Annotated in this window: 22 protein-coding genes and 1 tRNA gene; 11 read left to right on the forward strand and 12 right to left on the reverse strand. The window is 37.0% G+C overall.

The window, feature by feature from the left end:
* Positions 1 to 24: 24 nt before the first annotated feature.
* Both CSP5_RS01985 and CSP5_RS01990 read left to right on the forward strand, forming a co-directional pair.
* The gene (locus CSP5_RS01985; protein WP_021789116.1) at positions 25 to 705 is read left to right on the forward strand and encodes a DUF47 domain-containing protein; all 681 of its coding nucleotides are present in this window, start codon (positions 25 to 27) and stop codon (positions 703 to 705) included.
* Positions 702 to 1,604: an inorganic phosphate transporter gene (locus tag CSP5_RS01990; RefSeq protein ID WP_021789115.1), complete on the forward strand. Its 903-nt coding sequence runs from the start codon at positions 702 to 704 to the stop codon at positions 1,602 to 1,604. The genes CSP5_RS01985 and CSP5_RS01990 overlap by 4 nt, the downstream gene beginning before the upstream one ends.
* A 21-nt stretch (positions 1,605 to 1,625) precedes the next feature.
* Here the strand turns inward: CSP5_RS01990 and CSP5_RS01995 are convergent, their stop codons facing one another.
* Positions 1,626 to 2,351 (reverse strand): hypothetical protein, encoded by a 726-nt coding sequence (locus CSP5_RS01995; RefSeq protein ID WP_077075919.1) that lies wholly within the window; start codon positions 2,349 to 2,351, stop codon positions 1,626 to 1,628.
* The gene (locus CSP5_RS02000) at positions 2,326 to 3,171 is read right to left on the reverse strand and encodes a hypothetical protein (protein WP_021789113.1); all 846 of its coding nucleotides are present in this window, start codon (positions 3,169 to 3,171) and stop codon (positions 2,326 to 2,328) included. Before CSP5_RS02000 ends, CSP5_RS01995 begins: the two co-directional genes overlap by 26 nt.
* Positions 3,172 to 3,321: 150 nt before the next feature.
* Between CSP5_RS02000 and CSP5_RS02005 the strand changes: the two genes are divergently transcribed.
* The gene (locus CSP5_RS02005; RefSeq protein ID WP_021789112.1) at positions 3,322 to 3,972 is read left to right on the forward strand and encodes a MarC family protein; all 651 of its coding nucleotides are present in this window, start codon (positions 3,322 to 3,324) and stop codon (positions 3,970 to 3,972) included.
* 28 nt (positions 3,973 to 4,000) lie between these two features.
* Here CSP5_RS02005 and CSP5_RS02010 read toward each other — a convergent pair whose 3' ends face one another.
* Entirely contained in the window at positions 4,001 to 4,672 is a 672-nt protein-coding gene (locus tag CSP5_RS02010) for a type I 3-dehydroquinate dehydratase (RefSeq protein ID WP_148689554.1), read from the reverse strand.
* Positions 4,673 to 4,873: 201 nt separating this feature from the next.
* On the opposite strand from CSP5_RS02010, the gene CSP5_RS02015 reads away from it, so the two are divergent.
* From CSP5_RS02015 to CSP5_RS02025, 3 genes are all read left to right on the forward strand, one after another.
* The gene (locus tag CSP5_RS02015) at positions 4,874 to 5,143 is read left to right on the forward strand and encodes a hypothetical protein (RefSeq protein ID WP_021789110.1); all 270 of its coding nucleotides are present in this window, start codon (positions 4,874 to 4,876) and stop codon (positions 5,141 to 5,143) included.
* A 67-nt stretch (positions 5,144 to 5,210) separates the two neighbouring features.
* Entirely contained in the window at positions 5,211 to 5,585 is a 375-nt protein-coding gene (gcvH, locus tag CSP5_RS02020) for a glycine cleavage system protein GcvH (RefSeq protein ID WP_148689555.1), read from the forward strand.
* On the forward strand, positions 5,582 to 6,169 hold the full coding sequence (locus CSP5_RS02025) for an SAM-dependent methyltransferase (protein WP_021789108.1): 588 nt from the start codon (positions 5,582 to 5,584) through the stop codon (positions 6,167 to 6,169). The genes gcvH and CSP5_RS02025 overlap by 4 nt, the downstream gene beginning before the upstream one ends.
* Here CSP5_RS02025 and CSP5_RS02030 read toward each other — a convergent pair.
* From CSP5_RS02030 to gvpD, 5 genes are all read right to left on the reverse strand, one after another.
* Positions 6,160 to 6,789: a hypothetical protein gene (locus tag CSP5_RS02030; RefSeq protein WP_021789107.1), complete on the reverse strand. Its 630-nt coding sequence runs from the start codon at positions 6,787 to 6,789 to the stop codon at positions 6,160 to 6,162. The genes CSP5_RS02025 and CSP5_RS02030 overlap by 10 nt on opposite strands.
* Positions 6,790 to 7,746 carry a transcriptional regulator gene (locus tag CSP5_RS02035; protein WP_021789106.1) on the reverse strand — a complete coding sequence of 319 codons (957 nt, stop codon included), beginning with the start codon at positions 7,744 to 7,746 and terminating at the stop codon, positions 6,790 to 6,792.
* Positions 7,747 to 7,820: 74 nt separating this feature from the next.
* The gene (locus tag CSP5_RS02040; protein WP_021789105.1) at positions 7,821 to 9,581 is read right to left on the reverse strand and encodes a M61 family metallopeptidase; all 1,761 of its coding nucleotides are present in this window, start codon (positions 9,579 to 9,581) and stop codon (positions 7,821 to 7,823) included.
* Between the two features lie 32 nt (positions 9,582 to 9,613).
* A complete protein-coding gene (hemB, locus tag CSP5_RS02045) occupies positions 9,614 to 10,582 on the reverse strand; it encodes a porphobilinogen synthase (RefSeq protein WP_021789104.1) in 969 nt (322 codons plus the stop codon).
* Positions 10,583 to 10,649: 67 nt separating this feature from the next.
* Positions 10,650 to 12,098 (reverse strand): gas vesicle protein GvpD P-loop domain-containing protein, encoded by a 1,449-nt coding sequence (gene gvpD / locus CSP5_RS02050; RefSeq protein WP_021789103.1) that lies wholly within the window; start codon positions 12,096 to 12,098, stop codon positions 10,650 to 10,652.
* Positions 12,099 to 12,574: 476 nt separating this feature from the next.
* Here gvpD and mdh point away from each other — a divergent pair, with 476 nt between their 5' ends.
* Positions 12,575 to 13,543: a malate dehydrogenase gene (gene mdh / locus CSP5_RS02055; RefSeq protein ID WP_021789102.1), complete on the forward strand. Its 969-nt coding sequence runs from the start codon at positions 12,575 to 12,577 to the stop codon at positions 13,541 to 13,543.
* A 6-nt stretch (positions 13,544 to 13,549) separates the two neighbouring features.
* Here the strand turns inward: mdh and queC are convergent, their stop codons facing one another.
* Genes queC through CSP5_RS02070 form a run of 3 tightly spaced genes read right to left on the reverse strand, consistent with a single transcriptional unit; the run spans position 13,550 to position 15,565 of the window.
* Complete coding sequence (gene queC, locus CSP5_RS02060) at positions 13,550 to 14,293, reverse strand: 7-cyano-7-deazaguanine synthase QueC (protein WP_021789101.1); 744 nt, start codon at positions 14,291 to 14,293, stop codon at positions 13,550 to 13,552.
* Complete coding sequence (locus CSP5_RS02065; RefSeq protein ID WP_021789100.1) at positions 14,247 to 14,723, reverse strand: 6-pyruvoyl trahydropterin synthase family protein; 477 nt, start codon at positions 14,721 to 14,723, stop codon at positions 14,247 to 14,249. The genes queC and CSP5_RS02065 overlap by 47 nt, the downstream gene beginning before the upstream one ends.
* On the reverse strand, positions 14,720 to 15,565 hold the full coding sequence (locus CSP5_RS02070; protein WP_148689556.1) for an SDR family oxidoreductase: 846 nt from the start codon (positions 15,563 to 15,565) through the stop codon (positions 14,720 to 14,722). The genes CSP5_RS02065 and CSP5_RS02070 overlap by 4 nt, the downstream gene beginning before the upstream one ends.
* 242 nt (positions 15,566 to 15,807) lie before the next feature.
* On the opposite strand from CSP5_RS02070, the gene CSP5_RS02075 reads away from it, so the two are divergent.
* Positions 15,808 to 15,882 (forward strand) — tRNA-Arg (locus CSP5_RS02075).
* Between the two features lie 9 nt (positions 15,883 to 15,891).
* Here the strand turns inward: CSP5_RS02075 and CSP5_RS02080 are convergent.
* A complete protein-coding gene (locus tag CSP5_RS02080) occupies positions 15,892 to 16,620 on the reverse strand; it encodes a DNA polymerase sliding clamp (protein ID WP_021789098.1) in 729 nt (242 codons plus the stop codon).
* 134 nt (positions 16,621 to 16,754) lie between these two features.
* Between CSP5_RS02080 and CSP5_RS02085 the strand changes: the two genes are divergently transcribed.
* The 3 genes from CSP5_RS02085 (at position 16,755) to gcvPB (ending at position 20,444) form a co-directional block, all read left to right on the forward strand.
* Entirely contained in the window at positions 16,755 to 17,639 is an 885-nt protein-coding gene (locus tag CSP5_RS02085; protein WP_148689557.1) for a hypothetical protein, read from the forward strand.
* Positions 17,640 to 17,703: 64 nt separating this feature from the next.
* Complete coding sequence (gene gcvPA / locus CSP5_RS02090) at positions 17,704 to 19,026, forward strand: aminomethyl-transferring glycine dehydrogenase subunit GcvPA (protein WP_077076781.1); 1,323 nt, start codon at positions 17,704 to 17,706, stop codon at positions 19,024 to 19,026.
* Positions 19,026 to 20,444 (forward strand): aminomethyl-transferring glycine dehydrogenase subunit GcvPB, encoded by a 1,419-nt coding sequence (gene gcvPB, locus CSP5_RS02095; RefSeq protein ID WP_148689558.1) that lies wholly within the window; start codon positions 19,026 to 19,028, stop codon positions 20,442 to 20,444. Before gcvPA ends, gcvPB begins: the two co-directional genes overlap by 1 nt.

A 20,444-nucleotide genomic window follows, 5' to 3' on the forward strand; every position in this document is an offset into this window, starting at 1 on the left:
AATATTGGTTTGTAATTGCATAAAATGGTAAATTACCACTTCCTGAAGAAACTCATGGTCATAGGGGAAAGGCAATCTTTAATCAACATGGAAAAGTATCTTTCTCTGGCTAGTGAAAACTCAAAAATGCTTATGGAAATCTTTGAAAAGCCAGAATCTGAAATTCAAAGTATGGTGAAGAAAATTGGACAAAACGAAAAGGATGCAGATGAAATTACATTGAATTTAAAAAGAGACATAACTTCAGGAGCAATTGGTTCAACACTGATGGACAATTTTTTAACACTTATAGAAAAGTTCGATGACATAATTGATAAGACATACTGGATTGCCAGAGAAATGTCCAGGGCAAAGGATAGTTTTATAGCAAACGGGTTCCATATGGAGCCAATAAAGGGATTTTATGCCAGTTTCATTAACATTCTGGAGATCAATCTTGAAGCCATAGAAAAAGTAAACAGGATGCTTGAAGTGGCAGATATTGACCAGGTTAAGGAAGTCAGGGGAAATATCCAGGATATGGAGGAAAAAGTGGATGAAATCAAAGATGGAATCATAGATAGGCTTTACAGGACATCAGAAAGTATTTCATACCTGATGTTTAATCACATCAACTCTATAGTGCACACCCTTGATGACCTTCTTGATAACTGTGAGGATATATCTGATCTTGTTCTCAACACAATGCTTTCAGTATCCAGATGATTTCACTTTATATTGCAATCGCTCTTATTGGCATATTGAGCGCGGTCGTTTCAGGCAACAATATTTCTGCGGCTGTAGGCACTATAGTCGGCTCCCGAATTGTATCAAGACATTTTGGGCTTACACTTGGGGCAACAGGTTTTTCTCTTGGTCTGATCATAGAGGGAAGATTTCTCTCAAACTCATTATTCCTCATAATGCCTGAAAAAAGCAATCTGATACTCATAGTACTTGGAGTATCAATTATAATGTTCATTATTGCAACTTTAGCTAGAATACCGCTTTCTCTCATAATGGCAATAGTTGGTACATCCATTGGAATAGGACTGAGAACAGGGTATAATTATGATTCCCTGTATGTAATAATGATAATTGCTCTCTGGATCGTGGCTCCTATTCTCGCCATATTATCCTCATATTTTCTAAATCTTAATCTGAGCAAGATAGGCGTAAAGAATGTATGGGCTACAGCAAGATTCTATAAACTATTTCTTGTAACTATCTCGTTCCTAACAGCTTTTACTCTAGGGGCAAACACTTTTGGCCTTCTCGCCTCACTTGAAAGGTCATCATACTTAACCATCCCCACAATGATAATTGCAATATTTCTAGGAGCTGCATTCATGAGCAGCGGAGTTATCCGAAGGATTTCGCAGGATATGTATGGCATGAGATACCAGAATGCAACCGTATCGCTTCTCGTATCAAGCATTCTGGTGGAGGGTGCCACATTTTTCGCACTGCCGCTTCCAAGTACTCAAACACTCACATCAAGTGTCTTCGGGACAGGTCTTTCTTATAAAACGAAGGCAATGCAGATAAGACCATTTTTGATCATTGTAATCATGTGGGTCGTATCACCACTTCTTGGCATGGCTCTGGGATATCTGATTGCATAGTAAATCCAATAAATCTTTGGTCTAAAAATCATAGAGTGTTGTCTTATTAACCTTTAGAAAATATCTGTCGTAAATTTCCATGAATTTCCTTCTTGAGGTAAACTTAAACCCAACCATTTTTATGCCCTCTGAAGTTTCTTCCAGAAGACCAGCCTCAACTCCTTCACTTAAAATCTTGCTGATGGATTCCCAGAGATCATAGGTGCTCATACCAAGGCTTCTATTAATTGTCTCTTTGGTAACTTCTGCAATTAAGTCATTTCTTAACATGGCCCTCCTTATTCCAATAACCGACCTAAGTATGGAGAATTTCTCATAAACTGGCATTTTCTCATAGTATGGAAACGGATAAAAGTTAACTATTTCAACCTCCTTTTGCTGACCTGAATAATTCTCAATAACCTTTGATCTGTTCCTTTCTGAAATAATAAGATAATTCTTAAAAGGATCGCTGTCTAATCCAGCATTTTTTCCAAGGCAAACATTAACAATTCTCTTTGCTGAAGTTAGTGGATCAGTAGAAGTTTTCCTGATTTTTCCGGAGAAGCCGTTCCACACACTAACCTGTCCCTTATTATCCACAGTTTCTATAGAAAAGCTCTCTCTTTCACACCTGAAGGTTTTGATCTGTAATGGTGTAATATCACAGGATTCCAGATAGGAAAACAGACCAGAAATCACACTGTAAAGTTTGTTTCTTTCCTTCTCTTCCTTATGAAACTCACTTAAGAGTGGATCTAATTCCAACAAACACCCCTCCTGCTTTTTCAACAATTTCACTCATTTCAATTACTGTATTCAAATCAGTTGAATTCATAGACACAAGACTCATATTGTTTTGCCTTACGATCATCTCTATCCTGTGGGACTGGTCACTTGCATATGCATAAATTAAAGTATCTCCATTCCTGAATCTTTTGATTAGGGTAATTCTCCTTTTTCCAAGCCTCAGCTTCAATCTCTCCACTATCTCGCTACTGACTGAGTAATCTGAAATATATGGCCTTAATATCACATTTTCAATGCTTGTTTCCGCACCTTTGTTCAGGTAAAAATTTTTAAGAGCTTCTGATAAGTACTGTGCTGTTAGTTCACCCAATACCGAGATGATATCCCTATCATTTGACCATATCCTTGAAAATCTGTCTACACCGAAATAAGTTTTGTCTTTCCTGAATGTACAGCTTTTGAAGCTGAATCCATTTTTCAGAAACTTAATGATAACATCGTATGAGATCAGGGTTCTGGATGAGGAAGTTCTAAAATACTCTCCCTCCTCGCCTTCCAGCTCTACAGATGAAGGATAAAATCCGGAATTTTCCATATCAGATGCTAATTTAGCAAAGACATTTTCAGGCATTATGAGAAAGTCATTTTCCCTTGTCTTTGGGGCCTTTCTACTTCGGTAGGATATGATCTTAAGATTCTCAGAATAGGGAAACACAATATGTTCCGTTGAATATCCATCGAGGCTCATCTCAAGTCCAGTGATAAACTTCATTATATAATATCCACTATTTCCTCTGAGGTTATTCTTTATAATCTGGGATAGCTTAATCTGTTCCAATAATTCAACAACGATTTAAGGTATATATGATTTTTCAGACAATGAAATATTCGTTGTCAGACACAGAGGATCAAATAAAATTAATAAAAAAATATATTAAACCATGCAGGGTTTTGTAATTCCAGACCAATAATTATAAGAGTGAAAGATATGGCTATAGCATTGTCCATCGTTGAAATGATCGAATTCGCAGGTTACAGTCTTGCAGCCATGTTCGCAATAATGAATCCCATAGGGGCAATTCCAACACTGGTTTTTTTAACAGATGGATACAGTAAAAAGGAGAAAATGATAACGATCAGGAGAAGCATATATATGGCTTCAGGGATGATTGTTGGTTTTGTTCTCGTGGGGTATTATATCTTTGAGGGACTTGGAATTAACATAAACGACTTCAAGGTTGCGGGTGGAATCCTGCTTTTCAAAGTTGCTTTTGACATGCTTCAGGGGAAGACTTCAAATACCAAACTTACAAGGGAGGAGAGTCAGGAAGGAAAGCAACAGGAAGACGTTGGAATAGTGCCCATAGGAACACCACTTCTTGCCGGTCCCGGTTCAATCACAACCGCCATACTACTTAACGCAAAAGCAAATACTATACCGCTAAAATTTAGTTTTGGTATCGCACTTGTGATTTTGTTTATTATATCATATTTTATTCTTTATTTCTCATCATCCATTGCCTCAAAAATAGGCAAAACAGGAACGACAGTCATTTCAAGAATAATGGGTTTATTACTTGCATCCATAGCAATAGAGCTCATAACTACTGGTATAATTGCAATCGCTGCTGGTATATAAAAATAATAATTCAAAGGGTTAAAATCATTCAGTAAATCATTTCGAGAATTTTGAATAGTAATTCCATATTGTATTGTCCAGCAATAACAGGTTTATCAAATGACGAATAAATAAAGTCACTGACAGTAAGCGCAGAAACTATTCTGAGACTCTGATTTTCATTTCCCTGGGGAACGATAGATAATATTCTCTCACCATCTGTATGTTTGACATACCAGAGAATATCCAATATATTCTCGCTATCAAATGTGGAAGCGAGTTTAATTGCCACTTTCCCGTACTTTGCAAGCTTTTCAAATCTATTCCTGAATTCCAAAGGATTGGAAAAATGCGAAGACAGAATAGTCCTATTTTGTGGATAGTTTATTGAGTTTCTACTGATTATGGATATGTCAATGTCCAGAATTGAGTTTTCATGATTGAGGGGAATTTTATAAATTTGATCAGCAATAGAAAGCTCCTCTGTCCTGAAGGTGAAAATGTTTGGAAGGGAATAATCATCTACTATTTTCATGTATTTTTCAATGTAATCCTTTTGATTATTTGTCCAAAGGTCCATCCTGAACTCAGGAATAAAGTGAAAGTCATCGAGTTTTTTTGAAATGAGCTTAATCTGATTCTCATAATCTTTCTCAGGGATAACAGATGCAACAATAACTGCCATTCCACCCCTTTTTTTTAGTATGTCTATATTTACCAATATTCACACTTTCCTACTAATACGATTTCGTTATAATAACTTGCCATTTAGTTACAACCATATTTCACATAGATAGTTTGAACATTACAAAAGAAGCTTGGCGTCACCAAAGGTCTAAACTTTTATTAATTAAATCGCCATGGCTCAGAGTTGAAGCTGACAGAAAATAAAATTATGAATATACTGGAGGTTTTGAGTAAAATGGATATGGTTGAAATTAAAAAAGGTGGAAAATACAAGGTAATATCAAACAGCGGAAAAGATGAGCCCATGGAGACCGATGGTGAGTTCGTGGGATACACAATTTTAGGTGAAGAAGGTGCGCTCGTCTTTAAGGTTTCCGGCGAAAAAAAAGTTCTTTTGAGATTGATTCCGGTGTCAAACCTGATAGCCATTGATTTTGGTGAAGATGAAGTTGTTACTCAGGGAAAATCAAAAACCAATCATGATTCAGTAAATTATATAAGCTGAATTTAAAAAAATCTTTTTGAGCACAATCTAAATAAAAACTTAATTACTCTTAATTTCATACGCTTCTATGAGCAATATTCCTGAGGATCTGAAATACACCAAAACCCACGAATGGGTCAGAACAAATGGTACTGAAGTTGAGATAGGAGTAACTGATTTTGCGCAGAAACAGCTTACAGATGTAGTCTATGTAGATCTGCCAGAAGTTGGAAAGGAAATTAAAAGTGGTGATACATTGTTGACTGTTGAGTCCGTTAAATCCGCCGAGGAAGTTTTCTCACCTGTTACTGGAAAAATAACTGCAGTTAATAAGGAACTGGAAAGTAAACCCGAGCTGATCAATCAGGAACCCTACAATTCATGGCTGGTTAAAATTAAGCTAAATGAGGAAATAAAAGGCACATTAACAGCCGAAGAGTACAGGAAACTAACCGGTCAATGAGAAAAAGAGAAGATATTTACTATAACAGGGCTAAAAAGGCTGGTTATAGAAGCAGGGCTGCATATAAACTCATAGAGATTGACAGAAAATTTGAAATTCTTTCCAGAGCTCATTATATTCTGGAAATTGGGTCCTCACCTGGAGGCTGGACAGATGTTCTAATGGAAAGAACTCCGGAATATTTGCTTTGCGTTGATATAAGCGCAAAAAAATCAGATGTAATGCCATATTCCATAAGGGGAGATGTCACCAGAGAATCTTCGTGGAATGATATCAAGGAATTTCTGGATGGAAAAAAGATGGATCTTATTCTGTCAGATGCTATGTCACACACTACTGGGCAGCATTCACTTGATCATGCATCTTCAGTGAACATATGCACATCAATTCTTGAATACGGCATGGAGGTTCTAAGAATTGGGGGAAACGTTATGGTAAAGCAGTTTCAGGGAGAATATACAAATGAATTCATGAACCAGTTCAAGGGATTCTTCAGAAGGAACTATATCACCAAGCCCGGTGCATCAAGAAGTGAAAGCAGTGAAATATACATTATTTTCGCGGGACTTCTTGATCACACATAATTTGTTTTTCTTTTTACTTCGTTATTAAACTCATACTCTATTATTGCAAAATATTTTCTTTCAGTTCCTTCTTTGAACATTTTGTTAAGGTTCTCAGAAATAGCCTCTTCTCTCATTTTCTCCATATTGCCCATGGCTCTGGTCTTTTCAATTTCCGCTCTCCACTGCATTACAAATTTTTCAGGAGATTCCATGTCGAAGTTCCTCTTCTTGAGTTTCCTTTTTTTAGTGATATATCCAACCATTTGAGAAACTGTATACTCTTCCTCATATCTCGTACCGAATGTTTCCTCATCAACATCCAGTCCTATGACTGGAATATTATTCTCTTTTGCATAAATGATTGTTTGTGTAAAAATTGGTGGGGGGACCTCAACGGGGCCAAACTGAGAAAGAAGAGTTCCATAAATTAGTTCATAATCACTCATGTCAATTTCAAAAGGATCGTCAACAAAATTCTTTAAGCCCTCAACCTCTTCCGGTGATATCCCCATCATTATTACTTCCGGTTTAAAGGAATCCAGCTTTTCCTTTACTGCATTACCATCTGAGACAAGACCCTTTATGCCAAAACAGACAAGCATTAGTTTTTCTTTTGATCTGATCTCAATAAATTCCATTCACTGAATGCTCTCTTTAATCTTCTCTATACGCTTTTGGAAATTCTCCAGGCTTCCCAGTTCAAGCAATTCCTTGAAAGTTATTACGCTGCATCCACCGATCATCTCCTTTGATGTATCCGTAGTTGAAATAAGCACAGGTTCCTTTTCAAGGATGTTGCAAATGTTTCTTATATACTCTATCTTTTTTGATTCAAATTTATTCTTTTCTGAAATCCCCATTATGTACATGATCTCAGACTGTTCCTCACTTAGGGCATCGAACGGAACTCTTCGGAAGAATTCAGTAATCATTCCAAAACCGCCCATAACCTGTTTTATGCCCCTTATAAATTCATCGGCTGACTCTTCTGTAACATTATCAAGCTTAGAGCCCTTAAGCGTTTCTCTAAGATCTATACTTTTACTAATATCCTCTCCTAGGAGTGACTTTAATTTATTAAATACGTCCAGCGTTGTAGAATTTCCAGTTTCATACAGTGAAATGGATCTTCTTGATATTCCAATCTTCCCTGAAACATAACCAATTGAGCATCCCTTTTTTGCCCTTAGCTCCTGCATTTTCCTTCCATCTATATTTACGTAATATCCACCTGGTCCAGAATACGTATTTGGTCTGTTTCCCCTAACGTATTCCCTGAAAGTTTCAATAGTCATTATGGGAATCTTATGCCTGAAGTACATTACGTTATCTTCCAGTTCCCCTGAACCAGATTTGTAACCAATGATAATTGGAACGAGATCCATACTCGTCGATAGCCTGTAGAGTTCTGAAGCCATGTCAATTTTTAAAGTATCCACGTTATACACAGATTTTAAGATAATAGTCTCCTCACTACCTTTAGCTAAAATATCAAAGCTCAATGACCCATCCATATCAATCTCTATTGGTAAATAGTCATTTGCTTTCAGAATCATCATCAGATTCCTGTTTGCCCAGGTACGATAGTCCTCCACTGAGCATGTAAATTGCTAAACTCATATATTAGTTTTATTTTTATTTATTTCAGTTTAAACTATTTTATAAGTGTCTATCCCATAAGAAATTTCTCTCTTACTCTTGAGGTTATTTCATCAACTCCTTCAGAATCTCTGATCTCATACAGATCCTTTGGTGCCTCACCCAGAGTGGCATCAGCCCTGTCCAGCAAGCCTCTTCTGAAAAGATGTATTCTTATTCTATCTCCAGGTTTATAATCTCTCAGACTATCTATAAACATAGAATCTCCCCTTTCTCTTAGAGGTTTCAAAAATCTGGAATCCATCTTGAATTTATTTATTGCCAGGATCTCATCTTCGGGCATAACTCCGGCTTTTTGTGCTGGTGAATCCTCAATAACAGAATATACCGTATTCTTGTCCTTTTTTACAATAATTCCAAGAAATGGGAGAGTCTGATTAAATCCCTTATCTAAACCATCATATTTTTCTTCCAGTGTCATTCCAATTCTTTTCAGTTCAGATACAAAATCAATATTATCTGTGCCTCTTACATATTTTGCGAAGAATGGTCCAAAGTCTAAGGATGACACCTCAGAGAGTGTTGAAAGGAGGTCTTTTTCGGTGAATCCACGTCCATCCTTGTTATATTTTTCTATCATGTGCCTGAATACGTCATCAAGGCTTTTTTGCCCCTTTGTGTATTCGCATATCCTTAAACTTATCATGAAACCAAGTATTTCTCCCTTAAGATAGTAAGAAACATAACTGTTCAAATTATTTGGGGACTCACGGTAAAGCTTTATCCATGCATCAAAGGAAGACTCAGAGGCGGATTCATATCTTGTTCCAGGTGTCATATCATATGCTCTGAAAATCTCTGATACATGCTTGAAATACTCTTCTTTTGAAATAAGTCCACTCCTCAGGAGGATTATATATGCATAAAAGTTAGTAATTCCTTCAGATACCCAGAGTAATGAGCTATAATTCTCTTCCTTGTAATTAAATGGACCAAGTTCAACAGGCCTAATTCTCTTTACATTCCATAGATGGAAATATTCGTGAGAAACTACTGAAAGAAAAGACTGATAATCTCTCTTATCACCAAACGCAAATCTATTAAAATCTATGGTATTTGAATTAAGATGCTCAAGACCACCTGATCCTTTATCAGTTAGGTGCATTATGAAGACATACCTTTTGTACGGAAGGTTTCCGAATACTGTCCTTGAAGTTTCCACTATTTTCTTTACATCTTCTACAAGTTTATCTGTGTTTTCGTTTCCTTCCCCATATAGGGCAATTTCGTGCTCCCTTCCATCCACCGTGAAGAGAAGAGACCGATGTTTTCCTATTTCGATTGGGGAATCTGCAAATATATCATAGTTTGTTGCTCTGAATCTATTTTCACCAATTTTTTCAAGGCCAGTTGAAACTTTCCAATCTTCATATGGCTTAATGATCAATTCTATGGATTGATCTTTATAACCTTCTATATACATGAAAACGTTAGTGCCATTGAGATATCCATGTGTGGTGTCCAGATGACTTCCTCTAACGGAGAAATCTCCTGCATATACCTCATAAGAAACACTGAACGTCTTGTTATTTCCGTTTATTAATTTCCACGTTGATTTATCCTTTTTCTGGATCTCTATACTTTCATTTTCTGGCGTTCTTGCTTTCAGCATTCTCACGTTTCTGGCATAGTCTCTGATTGCATAAGAGCCAGGTGTCCAGGCGGGGATTGTTAACATGGTTATATCTTCTGATACTGAGTCAATATTCATAGTAACCTGAAAGAAACCATTTTGAGGTTCTCTCATTTCTAATATATACCCTAATTTCATTATATTATCACTCTCACATTTTCAAAATTCATTTAAATCTTTCCCTTCATCCCTTCTGCCAGTGATTCTGCAAAATAAGTAATGAAGATATCCGCTCCAGCCCTGAATACCGAAGTGACATATTCATTTATGGCTGATTCAGATATGAACCCATTTTTCACGGCATTAATTATCATGTTATATTCGCCACTTACACCATATGCAGCCAGTGGTCTATTGAATATGGTTGAAGCTTCTCTGATCACATCCATATAGAATAATGAAGGTTTAACCATGATAATGTCTGCCCCCTCTTCTATATCAAGTTCAATTTCCCTCATTGCTTCATTTATATTTGCTGGGTCCATTTGATATGTTTTTCTGTCTCCAAAAGATGGTGTGGACTTTGCAGCGTCCCTGAAGGGACCGTATAATGAGGACGCATACTTGGCAGAGTATGCCATTATTGGAATATTTTCAAAACCATTTCCATCCAGTTCATTTCTAATTTTTTTTACCTGACCGTCCATCATTCCACTTGGTGCAATAATATTTGATCCCGCCTCTGCCTGACTCACTGCAATTTTACCATAGTAGTCAAGAGTTTTATCATTCCATACTTCTTTTCCTCTCAATATACCACAATGGCCGTGATCTGTATATTCACACATGCAAAGATCAGTAACTACAAGGAGATCATTATTTCTAAATGACTTAATACTTCTCTGTATAACACCATCATCGGCGAATGACTGAGATCCCTCGCTATCCTTTTTTTCTGGAATACCAAATAAGAGCACCGTGTTTACACCAATTTTTTTCAAATGTTTTGCATATTCATCAACACTATCGAGTGTCTGTGTGAATATACTGGGTAAGCTTGGTATTTCTTGCGGTTCAGTTAAATTCTCATCTATAAAAACTGGCATGATTAATCTATCGAGGCTTATTTTTGTCTCACCTGTCAGGCTTCTTAAAAGTGGATTAGCCCTTAGTCTTCTTGGTCTGTACTCTGGAAACATATAAGCAAATGACTGTCGATTATAATAACCTTGTAATGGAAAAGGAGGTAATATAAAAGTGATATTTTCAGACAGACTCTATGAGATCATATGATGGCCATCCGCTCTGATCAACCAGAGATTGCACAGAAAAGTGCTTGTTGCCACCAGAATTGAGGAAGATAAATCCATCCTTATCACGGATGTGTAAGGAGAAAGTTGCATGGTGACTCAGTTTTTTGTAAAAATCTTCATCGCATATCATGAACACAGTTCCCGTAAGACGTATTTCATTCAATATGGTTAGAAAATCTCCTATGAAATTTTCGCCATAAGTAAAGTTGAGGAAATCTGTGGAAAAAATGTATACGTTGGGTCTTTTAGACGAACCTGTAAAATACTCAATTGCCTCACTGGTGAAATCCTCTGTCATTTTCGCCCCTTCAAGGTTTATCACGGAGGGATTTGTTCTTTTTGTTTTTTCTGCAGTTATATAATGTTTCAGCTGTTCTGGTTCCATGGTTAAACTGAATATTTTTGCAGACTCATAACTGCTTGAGGATACATCTATTACTCCTCTCCCCTCTGAGATGGTTCTCCTAACAAGAGAATTTTTAATCAGATTTACTGCAATGTCTGTTCTGTCAGATATTTCCATTCGATGAATCAGTACAAGAGAACCAATATCAACTGTTCTTTTATTCATTGGAAGCACCTTTGAAATTGCAGAAACACCCATGTCCACAGAATCCTTGCTCTCTTCGTTATCAGAAAGCATGGGGATTTTATGCGTAGGGTACGAAACAGATATTATTGGAAAAAGGGTAAATCTTCCATTCAGGAGTGAATATGAAAAGAAAGGAGTAGAACCAAGGGACAGGCCTCTTAGTTTTTCAATCCTCATGTATCTTATCATGTAATTTCTATCTATCTCCATGCTGAGGCTGATAACTCCATCTGAGAAATATTCTAATTTATCATTTTGTGTTGATTCGAGAACAACTATAAGTCCTGCACCACTCTTTTCAACCAGATCATTCTGCAATATACTGAAAAGTGTAGTCTCATCAATGCTGTATTTCTGAGCAATAGCCTCGATTGAATCCAGAATTACAACCGGACCAAGTTCAAAATTTTTTTCTACAAATGTATAAATGGCGTTTAGCTCAGGGATTACCTCTTTTATATCAAATATTAACCCACTGGAACCTGTGAAATCAGAGTTCAGATTCTTTTCTTCAAGAAGTTTTTCAAGTTTCTTAAGAGATTCTGTGCTGACATATTTAAAATCTTCAGTATACGAAAAATTTTCTTTATTGATTCTATAGGAAATCTGGTCTATAAATGGAAAAGCATCCTTTAAAGGTTCGTCGTTAAATCTTGAGGAAAGAAAATGTATCGGTTGATTCTCATATAGGCGAGATGCTAACTCCAGACTGAATGTTGTCTTACCCGTACCGGGTCTTCCTTTTATTATAAGTGACTTCCCAAATTTTTGGTTAAAGAAATCCTTAAACACTTCAAATGGATCTTCCATTAGGTTTTAACCTCTTATATTGCGTTGAAAGTTTATCCCAACACTGTTATGTGTAATTTAAATCAGATTTAAACATTTTGGTTTTAATATTTAAAGCACAACCTAAATACCACACTTTCAATATGAGCACAGCACTGGACGTGTTCACACCATTCCTCTCTGGAATAGGTTGTTATTACCATATTGTTGGTAGATGTATTAGGTTCAACTATTTTACTATTATCTTTGGTACTCTTCAGTCTTATCTCTTACAATCGTTCTAAAATCGATCATCATATCATCTCAAGTTCGTGAATTTTTTGGGCAATCAGGATAATAAGTAATTTCTTAAATATTCTGAACCGGTTAGTCTAAAACTTACATAACAGGTTAAATTTATATATAGGAACGTTTAATAACTTTCCTTTTGGATGTGTTCACTCCCAACTGTTATAAAGGATAAATAACAATTTAACCCTTAAAGTAATACCATTAACATGAGATCTAAAATATCCGTAATAGGAGCAGGAAATGTTGGAGCTACAGTTGCACAGTTTATTGCACTTAAGGACCTTGGAGATGTATATTTGTTTGATGTTGTTGATGGAGTTCCAGAAGGGAAAGCACTTGATATGATGGAAGGAACACCACACTGGGGTACAGATTTGAACATTAAGGGATTCACAACAGTTGATCCGAAGAATTACGAGAATATGAAGGGTTCTGACGTTATTGTTATAACTGCTGGTCTTGCAAGAAAACCAGGAATGAGCAGAGATGATCTGCTAGCCAAAAACATAGCCATAATAGCCGATGTTGCAAAAAATGTAAAGAAATATTCTCCAGAATCAGTAATTGTAATCGTATCAAACCCGGCTGATACAATGGCATATGCTTTTCAAAAGGTTAGTGGAATAGAACCAAAGAAAATTATAGGCTTAGGTGGTTCACTTGACAGTTCAAGATTCAGGACATTCCTCGCAATGGAACTTAAAGCCTCAGTTCAGGATGTAAATGCATTTGTCATAGGTGGTCATGGTGATGATATGGTACCATTTATCAGGTATTCTTCTGTTGGAGGCATTCCCATAACAGATCTTCTCAGTAAGGAAAAAATAGATGAAATAGTAAAAAGGACGAGATTTGGTGGAGGAGAAATAGTAGATTACCTTAAGACAGGAAGCGCCTACTACGCGCCTGGTATAGCAATAACAGCAATGGTAGAATCAATAATAAAAGACAGAAGAAGAATGATACCATGTGCCGCGTTTGTGGATGAGAAAACATCAAAGCACTATTCAGCACAGGGACTATTTATTGGACTTCCAATACTTATAGGAAAAAATGGAGTGGAGAGAATCTTTGATATTAACTTCACAGCAGAGGAAAAGGAGCTTTGGAACAAAACAGTTGCCTCAGTAAAAGGTAACGCAGAAAAAGTAGATCAGTTCCTAACAAAACAATAATTTCATTTATTTTTTATATTTTTTTAAGTTTCTTAAATAATCTATATAAAAGTCAGGATATGTTTCATAGGGAGTCGGATCTATTTCTCCCGCATCCATGAAACCCCTCAATCTAAGTAGACAGGAATCACACCTTCCACATGCTTTTTCTCTGCCATTATAACAGGAATATGTGAGTTCATATGGGGCATTATTCTTTATCCCCATAGTTATTATCTCACCCTTATTCAGGTACTGAAGTGGTGCCATTATCTTTAAGTCACTCCTGTCAAGTCCATGTTGCAGGCTCTGTTCCATTGAGCTTATAAAATTTGGTCTGCAGTCCGGATAACCTGAATAATCTACTGAGTTGACTCCCATCATAATTGTTCTGGCATCCAGTAATTCTGAGTATGCAGCCGCTATTGATAGGAATAGTATATTCCTGCCAGGAACATAGGTATTGGGAATCTCTTTTCTTTCAAGCTTACCAATTTCTACTGCCTCATCACCCGTAAGTGAACTACCCCCTATCTGCCTCAGATCTATCTTGAATACAATTCTTTGAATGCCGTAAAAATCAGCAATTTTCTTTGAGGATTCCAGCTCCCTTCTATGCCTCTGACCGTAATCAAAGCTGAGTCCAGTGATATTATACCCATTTTTCTTTGCGAATGATAAGACCGTTGTAGAATCCAGCCCTCCTGACATCAATATTATTGCGTTATCCAATTTTCTCACTCCACGAAGCTTTCTGTCCTGGTCCTTCATACACTGAAACTTCAATCAATTTAACATTCTTCTCAAATTTCACTTTACTGACTATTTCCCTTGCAAAAAATCTTGATAATTCCTCGCTGCTGCTGTAATCAACATCGCACAGATAAACAAACTCTTCGGGTATTGACATAGTTTTTCCTTCGTATTTTATTATGAATTGGCCGTTCTCCTTTTTCTGTTCCATATCTTTTCCATGCACGGGAAGTATAAGCTTATGATCAATTTCCTCAAGAAACTTTCTCATCTCTCTCTTCACGGTCACAAAGTCAGCTACCATACCATTCAGTAATTCTCCTTCTATTCTGATATCGATTGCATAATCATGTCCATGTAATCTTTTACACTTATCATGGTATGGAATGAAATGTGCAGCCGAAAACTTCATATTTGTTTCCCATCCATTTATATATATACTCATCATTCTTTCTTCACCCTGTTCTTCCGGATCATATCCCACATATTATCATCTATCTGTGAAAGCATGTTGAACTGTCCAGCACCCTGTATCCATTCTCCACCATCTATAGTTATAATTTCACCATTTATAAACGAAGAATAATCACTGATAAGATATGAAACAAGTTCTGAAATATCATCAGTAGTTCCAAGCCTTCGCATAGGATTTTTTTCCTTAAGGATTTTTTCATAGCTATCATCTGGAATCAGATTCTTCCATGCTCCTTGAGTCTTGAAAGGACCAGGCGCTACCCCATTGGTTCTGATGCCCTTTGGACCCCATTCTACAGCAACACTTCTGGTAAATGCTCTCAAACCACCCTTTGCTGCGGCCGAAGGAGTAACGAATGCTGAACCAGTATCCGCGTAAGAAGTTAGTATATTCACAACACTTCCCCTGATCTTCCTTTCCATCCATCTTCTCGATACCTGAACTGAAGTGTTAATTGAACCCATTAAAACTATGTCTATTACTGATTTGAAGGCATTCATTGACAGATCTTCCGTCCTCGATATAAAATTACCTGCAGCATTATTTACAAGTCCTATTATCTCTATTTTTCTAAAAGTTTCATCAATGAACTCGTTCACAGCGTCAAAGTTTCTTATGTCAATTGCCTTATATTCAAGATTACCATTAATTGCATTCACTCTTTGTTTTGTTTCCTCAAGGGTTGATTCGGTTCGGCCAAAAGTATAAACACTGGCACCATAACTGGCAAACTTCAGGCAAAGAGACTGCCCAAGACCGGTTCCACCTCCGGTGATAATCACCCCCTTATTTTTAAACGGAGTACCTTTCAACATAACCTTTGATTATTCATACAACCTTAAGCTTTATGATAAATTAATGAATTTTTTTTTGACCATCTGTTCGTTAAAAGATTTTAAGGAGAACCTGGGATATATTTCATGTATATTTCGAAAATATAATATCTAAAGCTCCGATTACCAACTGATTCCCAACCAGAAAACCATTTTGATATATTCCAAAATGGAAGCTATTGAAATGGAGTTTGTAAGGAATAAAAAAATATATCAAATAGAAAGGGCGCGTGGCCAAGCCTGGATATGGCAACAGCCTCCTAAGCTGTAGATCAGGGGTCCGAATCCCCTCGCGCCCGCTTTTGAATCTACTCTATTCTCGGTGCAAGTAAGAATTTAGCTGTCTTGATACCATCCTTACCTGAAAAGTTGAATTCCATCACAAGGGGATAATCATTGTTAAATGCAATTTTCAACGTATCAGCAAAACTAACTGCCTTTATTATCTTGCTTAGGTAATCAAGCGGATAACTGCTGGAAGCCTTTTCCTGTGCCTTGACTTCTATCAGATTATCATTATCTATGATAAGGTCAACCTCCTCTGAATCACTTTTAGAGGTGGCTTCAAATCTCTTATCCTCTATGGTGAACTTTATAGAATCCCTCACATCAGTAGCCGCCCTCAATCCCCTATCCAGATCTGCCTTCCTTATAACAACATAATTCTTTGGATCCACACTTGGCAGTTTTGGCGAATTCACAAATGTGTCAAGGGTAGATATGGTTTTTGTGAGATTTCCAAGAGAGAACTTCATTTTAGTTCCAGAAATACTTAATAAAAGATCATCTGATTGGGATGCAAGTCTTAGAACATTTCTTATCTTATCAAGCTCAACTGAGACCTCAACTTTTTCTTCAAGATCATAAGCTGAAAACGATTCCTTGGGCACAAAAAGGTCAACCATGGCTATCCTAGCGCTATCTATTGCCCTAACCTTCAGACCATCATTATCAAACTCAAGTTTTGCTTCATTGGTTATTGAACTTAGTATATCTGTTACTTCTTTCAGGTTACTCACACTAGATTTTAATTTCATTAGGGGTACAACGCTTTACATTTAGATAAACCTTTTTCAAATGTGATCAATATTTGTTATCAAACCAGGTTTCACATTTTTCAATAAGATTAATATTCTAAATATAACTAAACTAAAATGTGGTGAAGAGAAATATGCATTCAATAAAGATTCGTTACAGGTGGGATTCACAGTTGTTCGACGTTCTCTTTGAAAACAAAATAACCATAAGAACAAGGGTCTTAAGTGATGATGTAAAACAGGATTTTCTTTTCTTCATTCCATCCGAAGTTGCAAAGAATAGGAGCATAGCAACGTTTCTAAAACTGAAGGCAGAAATGGATAGTTACGGAAATTATGTTATGAGTCTTGGTGAAGCAAGCGAGGATTTCGATCATATAAAAAAAATGCTCAGCATAAGTGGATTTATTGTAGACTACATGGAACTTTCTGGCGAGGGCTTTTCAATTACAGGAAGAGTAATGGATGAAAAACTTGGGGATTTAAACGATATAATACTGGATGGTGCAAGAAATCTGGACGATCTTTTTGTTGACTGGATCAGGCCAATTTCAAGCGGGGTAATAGAAGTAGATCCAAAGGTTTATTCGGAACAGTTAATGGGAATCACTTTTCTGGATAGTAAAATGGCCAGTTCAAATGACAATATTACCTTTCTGGAAGGTGACACGCCGAGACTTAATAAGGTAACAATGATAGGTACACTGGACGACAACTACGATAGGTCAGTGATCAACGTTGAGGAAGTTATAGGAAGTTCAAAGTTTGTGACTTTAAACGGGATTTATTCAGACTTTCTTAAAAAGCTTGCATCTGAAAATATTCTAACAGAAAGCAGGGTTCTAAAGGCAAGATTGGGAAAACTATATCTTCAGGTGGTGGTACCACAATTCCAGCTAATGCAAATTGTCGGGTTATCCACAAAAGAAATGTTCAGTGATCTGATAATTGAGGAAATTTTTAAATATAACGGGAATTCAAGCAGAGAAGAATTACTGGAACTTAATTTTGAAAAGTAAAATAAGAGCGGAATTTCTGACTATATTTTAATAATGGTTGATGATTACTTTAGTGGTTGATTCCATGGACACAGATAACGATTTACTGGCTTATTTGGGAATGAATGATTATGAGGATCTTTTTAGGGATATACCAAATAACATCAGAAGTGATATAAAATCCATTGGCGGTGGCAGGTCAGAGATGGACGTGATGTTTGAATCAGAAAGGATAGGTTCTAAGAATGCAATAAACATGAAAATTTTTCTTGGATTGGGTGCATATGAAAGATTCATTCCATCGTCTATTCCAAATATCATAATGAGAAATGAATTCATTACATCATATACGCCATATCAGGCAGAGATATCCCAGGGCATGCTTCACTCACTCTTTGAGTATCAAAGCATAATATCTGACCTTTCAAAAATGGATGTAACGAACTCATCCATGTATGACGGACCTACGGGGCTTGGCGAGGCCGTGAGAATGGCTCACAGAATAAATGGTAAAAAGACAGTTCTTATACCAGAAAATATAAGATTGTCTCACAGGCAGGTAATAAAAACATATATTACAGGATTAGACATATTACTTAAACCATATCCGGTTAATGAAGATGGTACTATCAATCTTGATAAACTAATTCAACTGATAGACGAGGATACTTCTGCAATCATTACTTACAATCCTTCAAACTATGGGACAATAGATCCAGGTGTGGCCAATATTAAGGAAATCAAGAAGGCTGCTATACATATAGCATATTATGACCCTGTTTCACTGGCAATAATAAAATCCCCCGGAGATTATGATGCTGATATAGCGGTTGGAGAAGGACAGCAACTAGGTATCTCACTAAGCTATGGGGGTCCCTATCTGGGTATTTTCTCATTCAAGGAGAAATATGTAAGAAAATCACCTGGAAGGCTTATAGGGGAAACCGTTGACACAAAAGGAAAAAGGGCATTTGTGATGACACTTCAAACGAGGGAGCAGCATATACGAAGGGACAAGGCGATGAGCAATATTTGTACAAACCAGGCATTACTTGCCATAGCCTCCTCTGCATATCTTTCCATACTCGGAAAAAAAGGATTGAGATGGGTAGCTTCAAGATCCATGGAAAATGTTAGTAAAACGTTCAAAAAAATGGAAAAGGTCAGCTATGTGAAGGTCCACAAATGGAAGAACCCCTTTTTTACCGATTTTATTGTTGATGCAGGTGTAAAATCAGATACACTTATGGCCAATCTCGAAAAGGCTGGGTTTCTAGGGGGATTAAAGGCTAATAGTTTCTTATTTACTATGCCTGACAAATTAAAAAATGATGTATTCTTTGCAGCTACAGAAATGAGGAATGATAGTGAAATTGATCAATTAATAACGGCGATGGAGGCGATCTAATGACATATCATCAGGCAGAATACAATGAAAAATATATCAAGGAAATCAACTCAGAAAACAGTTTTTCATGTGAAAAAATTGAATTGCCAAAATTAGACGATTCAATTGCTCAGGATGACCTGAAACTTCCAGAAATAGCTGAAAATGATGTTGTAAGGCATTATGTGAGGCTGTCTCAGATGAACTATGCCGTTGACACAGGATTCTATCCACTCGGCTCCTGTACTATGAAATTCAATCCAAAATTTGCAGACAGAATTGCAAATGACTCAAGATTTGCAAGGGTGCATCCACTGGCTGACTATGAATATTCACAGGGAAATCTGCAGGTAATGTATGAATTGAGGGAATATCTTAAGGTCATTTCAGGCATGGACGCGGTGAGCTTGCAACCCCTGGCTGGAGCACACGGTGAGTTCACATCCATGTTGATTGTGAGAAAATACATGGAAGATACTGGGGAGACCGGCAGAACAGAAATCATAATACCAGATTCAGCGCATGGTACAAACCCAGCTTCTGCGGCAATGGCAGGATTCTCCGTTGTTGAGATACCATCTCTTGAGACTGGTGTTATCAACATGGATGCACTGGAAGCTGCGTTGAGTGAAAAAACAGCAGCATTTATGATAACAAATCCTAACACACTTGGAATCTTTGAAACAGACATCAAGGAGATAGCAGATATGGTGCACAGGAATGGCTCTCTGCTTTATTATGATGGTGCCAACCTGAATGCCATACTGGGATTAACATCACCAGGATCAATGGGCTTTGATATGGTGCATTTTAATCTTCATAAGACATTTGCAACACCACATGGCGGGGGTGGACCCGGGGCTGGTCCAGTTGCCGTCAAATCGTTCCTGGAAAAATATCTTCCATTTCCCAGAATCGAAAAGGAAGGTGATCTTTATATTCTTAAATCTGATGAAAAAGATAGTATAGGTAGAGTCGCCGGTTTTCAGGGTTCATTCACCAATTTACTAAGAGCGTGGGCTTACATAAAATACAAGGGATCAAACGGTCTCCTATTAAATACTCAAAGGGCAGTGCTCAATGCAAACTACATGGCAAAGAGGCTGGAACCAATACTCAATTACCATCACGAGGGGTTGAAGAAACACGAAGTTATAATGTCAACGAAAATGGTAAATAAAAGGGCGCTGGACATTGCAAAATATATTATTAACAAGGGTGTTCATGCTCCGACCATATATTTCCCTTTGATAGTTCCTGAGGCCTTAATGATTGAACCAACAGAGGACGCAAGCAGGGATGATATGGATGAGTTCTGTAACATAATTCAGGAAGCAGTATTAACACCAGACGAAGAACTTCATAAAATGCCTGTTAATCTTTCAATTGGAAGGGCTGATGAAGTAAAGGCGGCAAAGGATTTAAAACTAAAATGGTAG

This window comes from Cuniculiplasma divulgatum, from assembly GCF_900083515.1.
GTDB lineage: Archaea > Thermoplasmatota > Thermoplasmata > Thermoplasmatales > Thermoplasmataceae > Cuniculiplasma > Cuniculiplasma divulgatum.

Bases quoted from the DNA above. Each gene is read 5' to 3' on its own strand.
- queC (WP_021789101.1), bottom strand. From the start codon at position 14,293: ATGAAGGACCAGGACAGAAAGCTTCGTGGAGTGAGAAAATTGGATAAC.
- gcvPA (WP_077076781.1), top strand. From the start codon at position 17,704: ATGGACACAGATAACGATTTACTGGCTTATTTGGGAATGAATGATTAT.
- CSP5_RS02085 (WP_148689557.1), top strand. From the start codon at position 16,755: ATGCATTCAATAAAGATTCGTTACAGGTGGGATTCACAGTTGTTCGAC.
- CSP5_RS02005 (WP_021789112.1), top strand. From the start codon at position 3,322: ATGGCTATAGCATTGTCCATCGTTGAAATGATCGAATTCGCAGGTTAC.
- hemB (WP_021789104.1), bottom strand. From the start codon at position 10,582: ATGTTTCCAGAGTACAGACCAAGAAGACTAAGGGCTAATCCACTTTTA.
- CSP5_RS02070 (WP_148689556.1), bottom strand. From the start codon at position 15,565: ATGTTGAAAGGTACTCCGTTTAAAAATAAGGGGGTGATTATCACCGGA.
- gvpD (WP_021789103.1), bottom strand. From the start codon at position 12,098: ATGGAAGATCCATTTGAAGTGTTTAAGGATTTCTTTAACCAAAAATTT.
- CSP5_RS02030 (WP_021789107.1), bottom strand. From the start codon at position 6,789: ATGGAATTTATTGAGATCAGATCAAAAGAAAAACTAATGCTTGTCTGT.
- CSP5_RS02025 (WP_021789108.1), top strand. From the start codon at position 5,582: ATGAGAAAAAGAGAAGATATTTACTATAACAGGGCTAAAAAGGCTGGT.
- mdh (WP_021789102.1), top strand. From the start codon at position 12,575: ATGAGATCTAAAATATCCGTAATAGGAGCAGGAAATGTTGGAGCTACA.
- CSP5_RS02065 (WP_021789100.1), bottom strand. From the start codon at position 14,723: ATGATGAGTATATATATAAATGGATGGGAAACAAATATGAAGTTTTCG.
- CSP5_RS01990 (WP_021789115.1), top strand. From the start codon at position 702: ATGATTTCACTTTATATTGCAATCGCTCTTATTGGCATATTGAGCGCG.
- gcvH (WP_148689555.1), top strand. From the start codon at position 5,211: ATGAGCAATATTCCTGAGGATCTGAAATACACCAAAACCCACGAATGG.
- CSP5_RS02015 (WP_021789110.1), top strand. From the start codon at position 4,874: ATGGATATGGTTGAAATTAAAAAAGGTGGAAAATACAAGGTAATATCA.
- CSP5_RS01985 (WP_021789116.1), top strand. From the start codon at position 25: ATGGTAAATTACCACTTCCTGAAGAAACTCATGGTCATAGGGGAAAGG.
- CSP5_RS02080 (WP_021789098.1), bottom strand. From the start codon at position 16,620: ATGAAATTAAAATCTAGTGTGAGTAACCTGAAAGAAGTAACAGATATA.
- gcvPB (WP_148689558.1), top strand. From the start codon at position 19,026: ATGACATATCATCAGGCAGAATACAATGAAAAATATATCAAGGAAATC.
- CSP5_RS02040 (WP_021789105.1), bottom strand. From the start codon at position 9,581: ATGAAATTAGGGTATATATTAGAAATGAGAGAACCTCAAAATGGTTTC.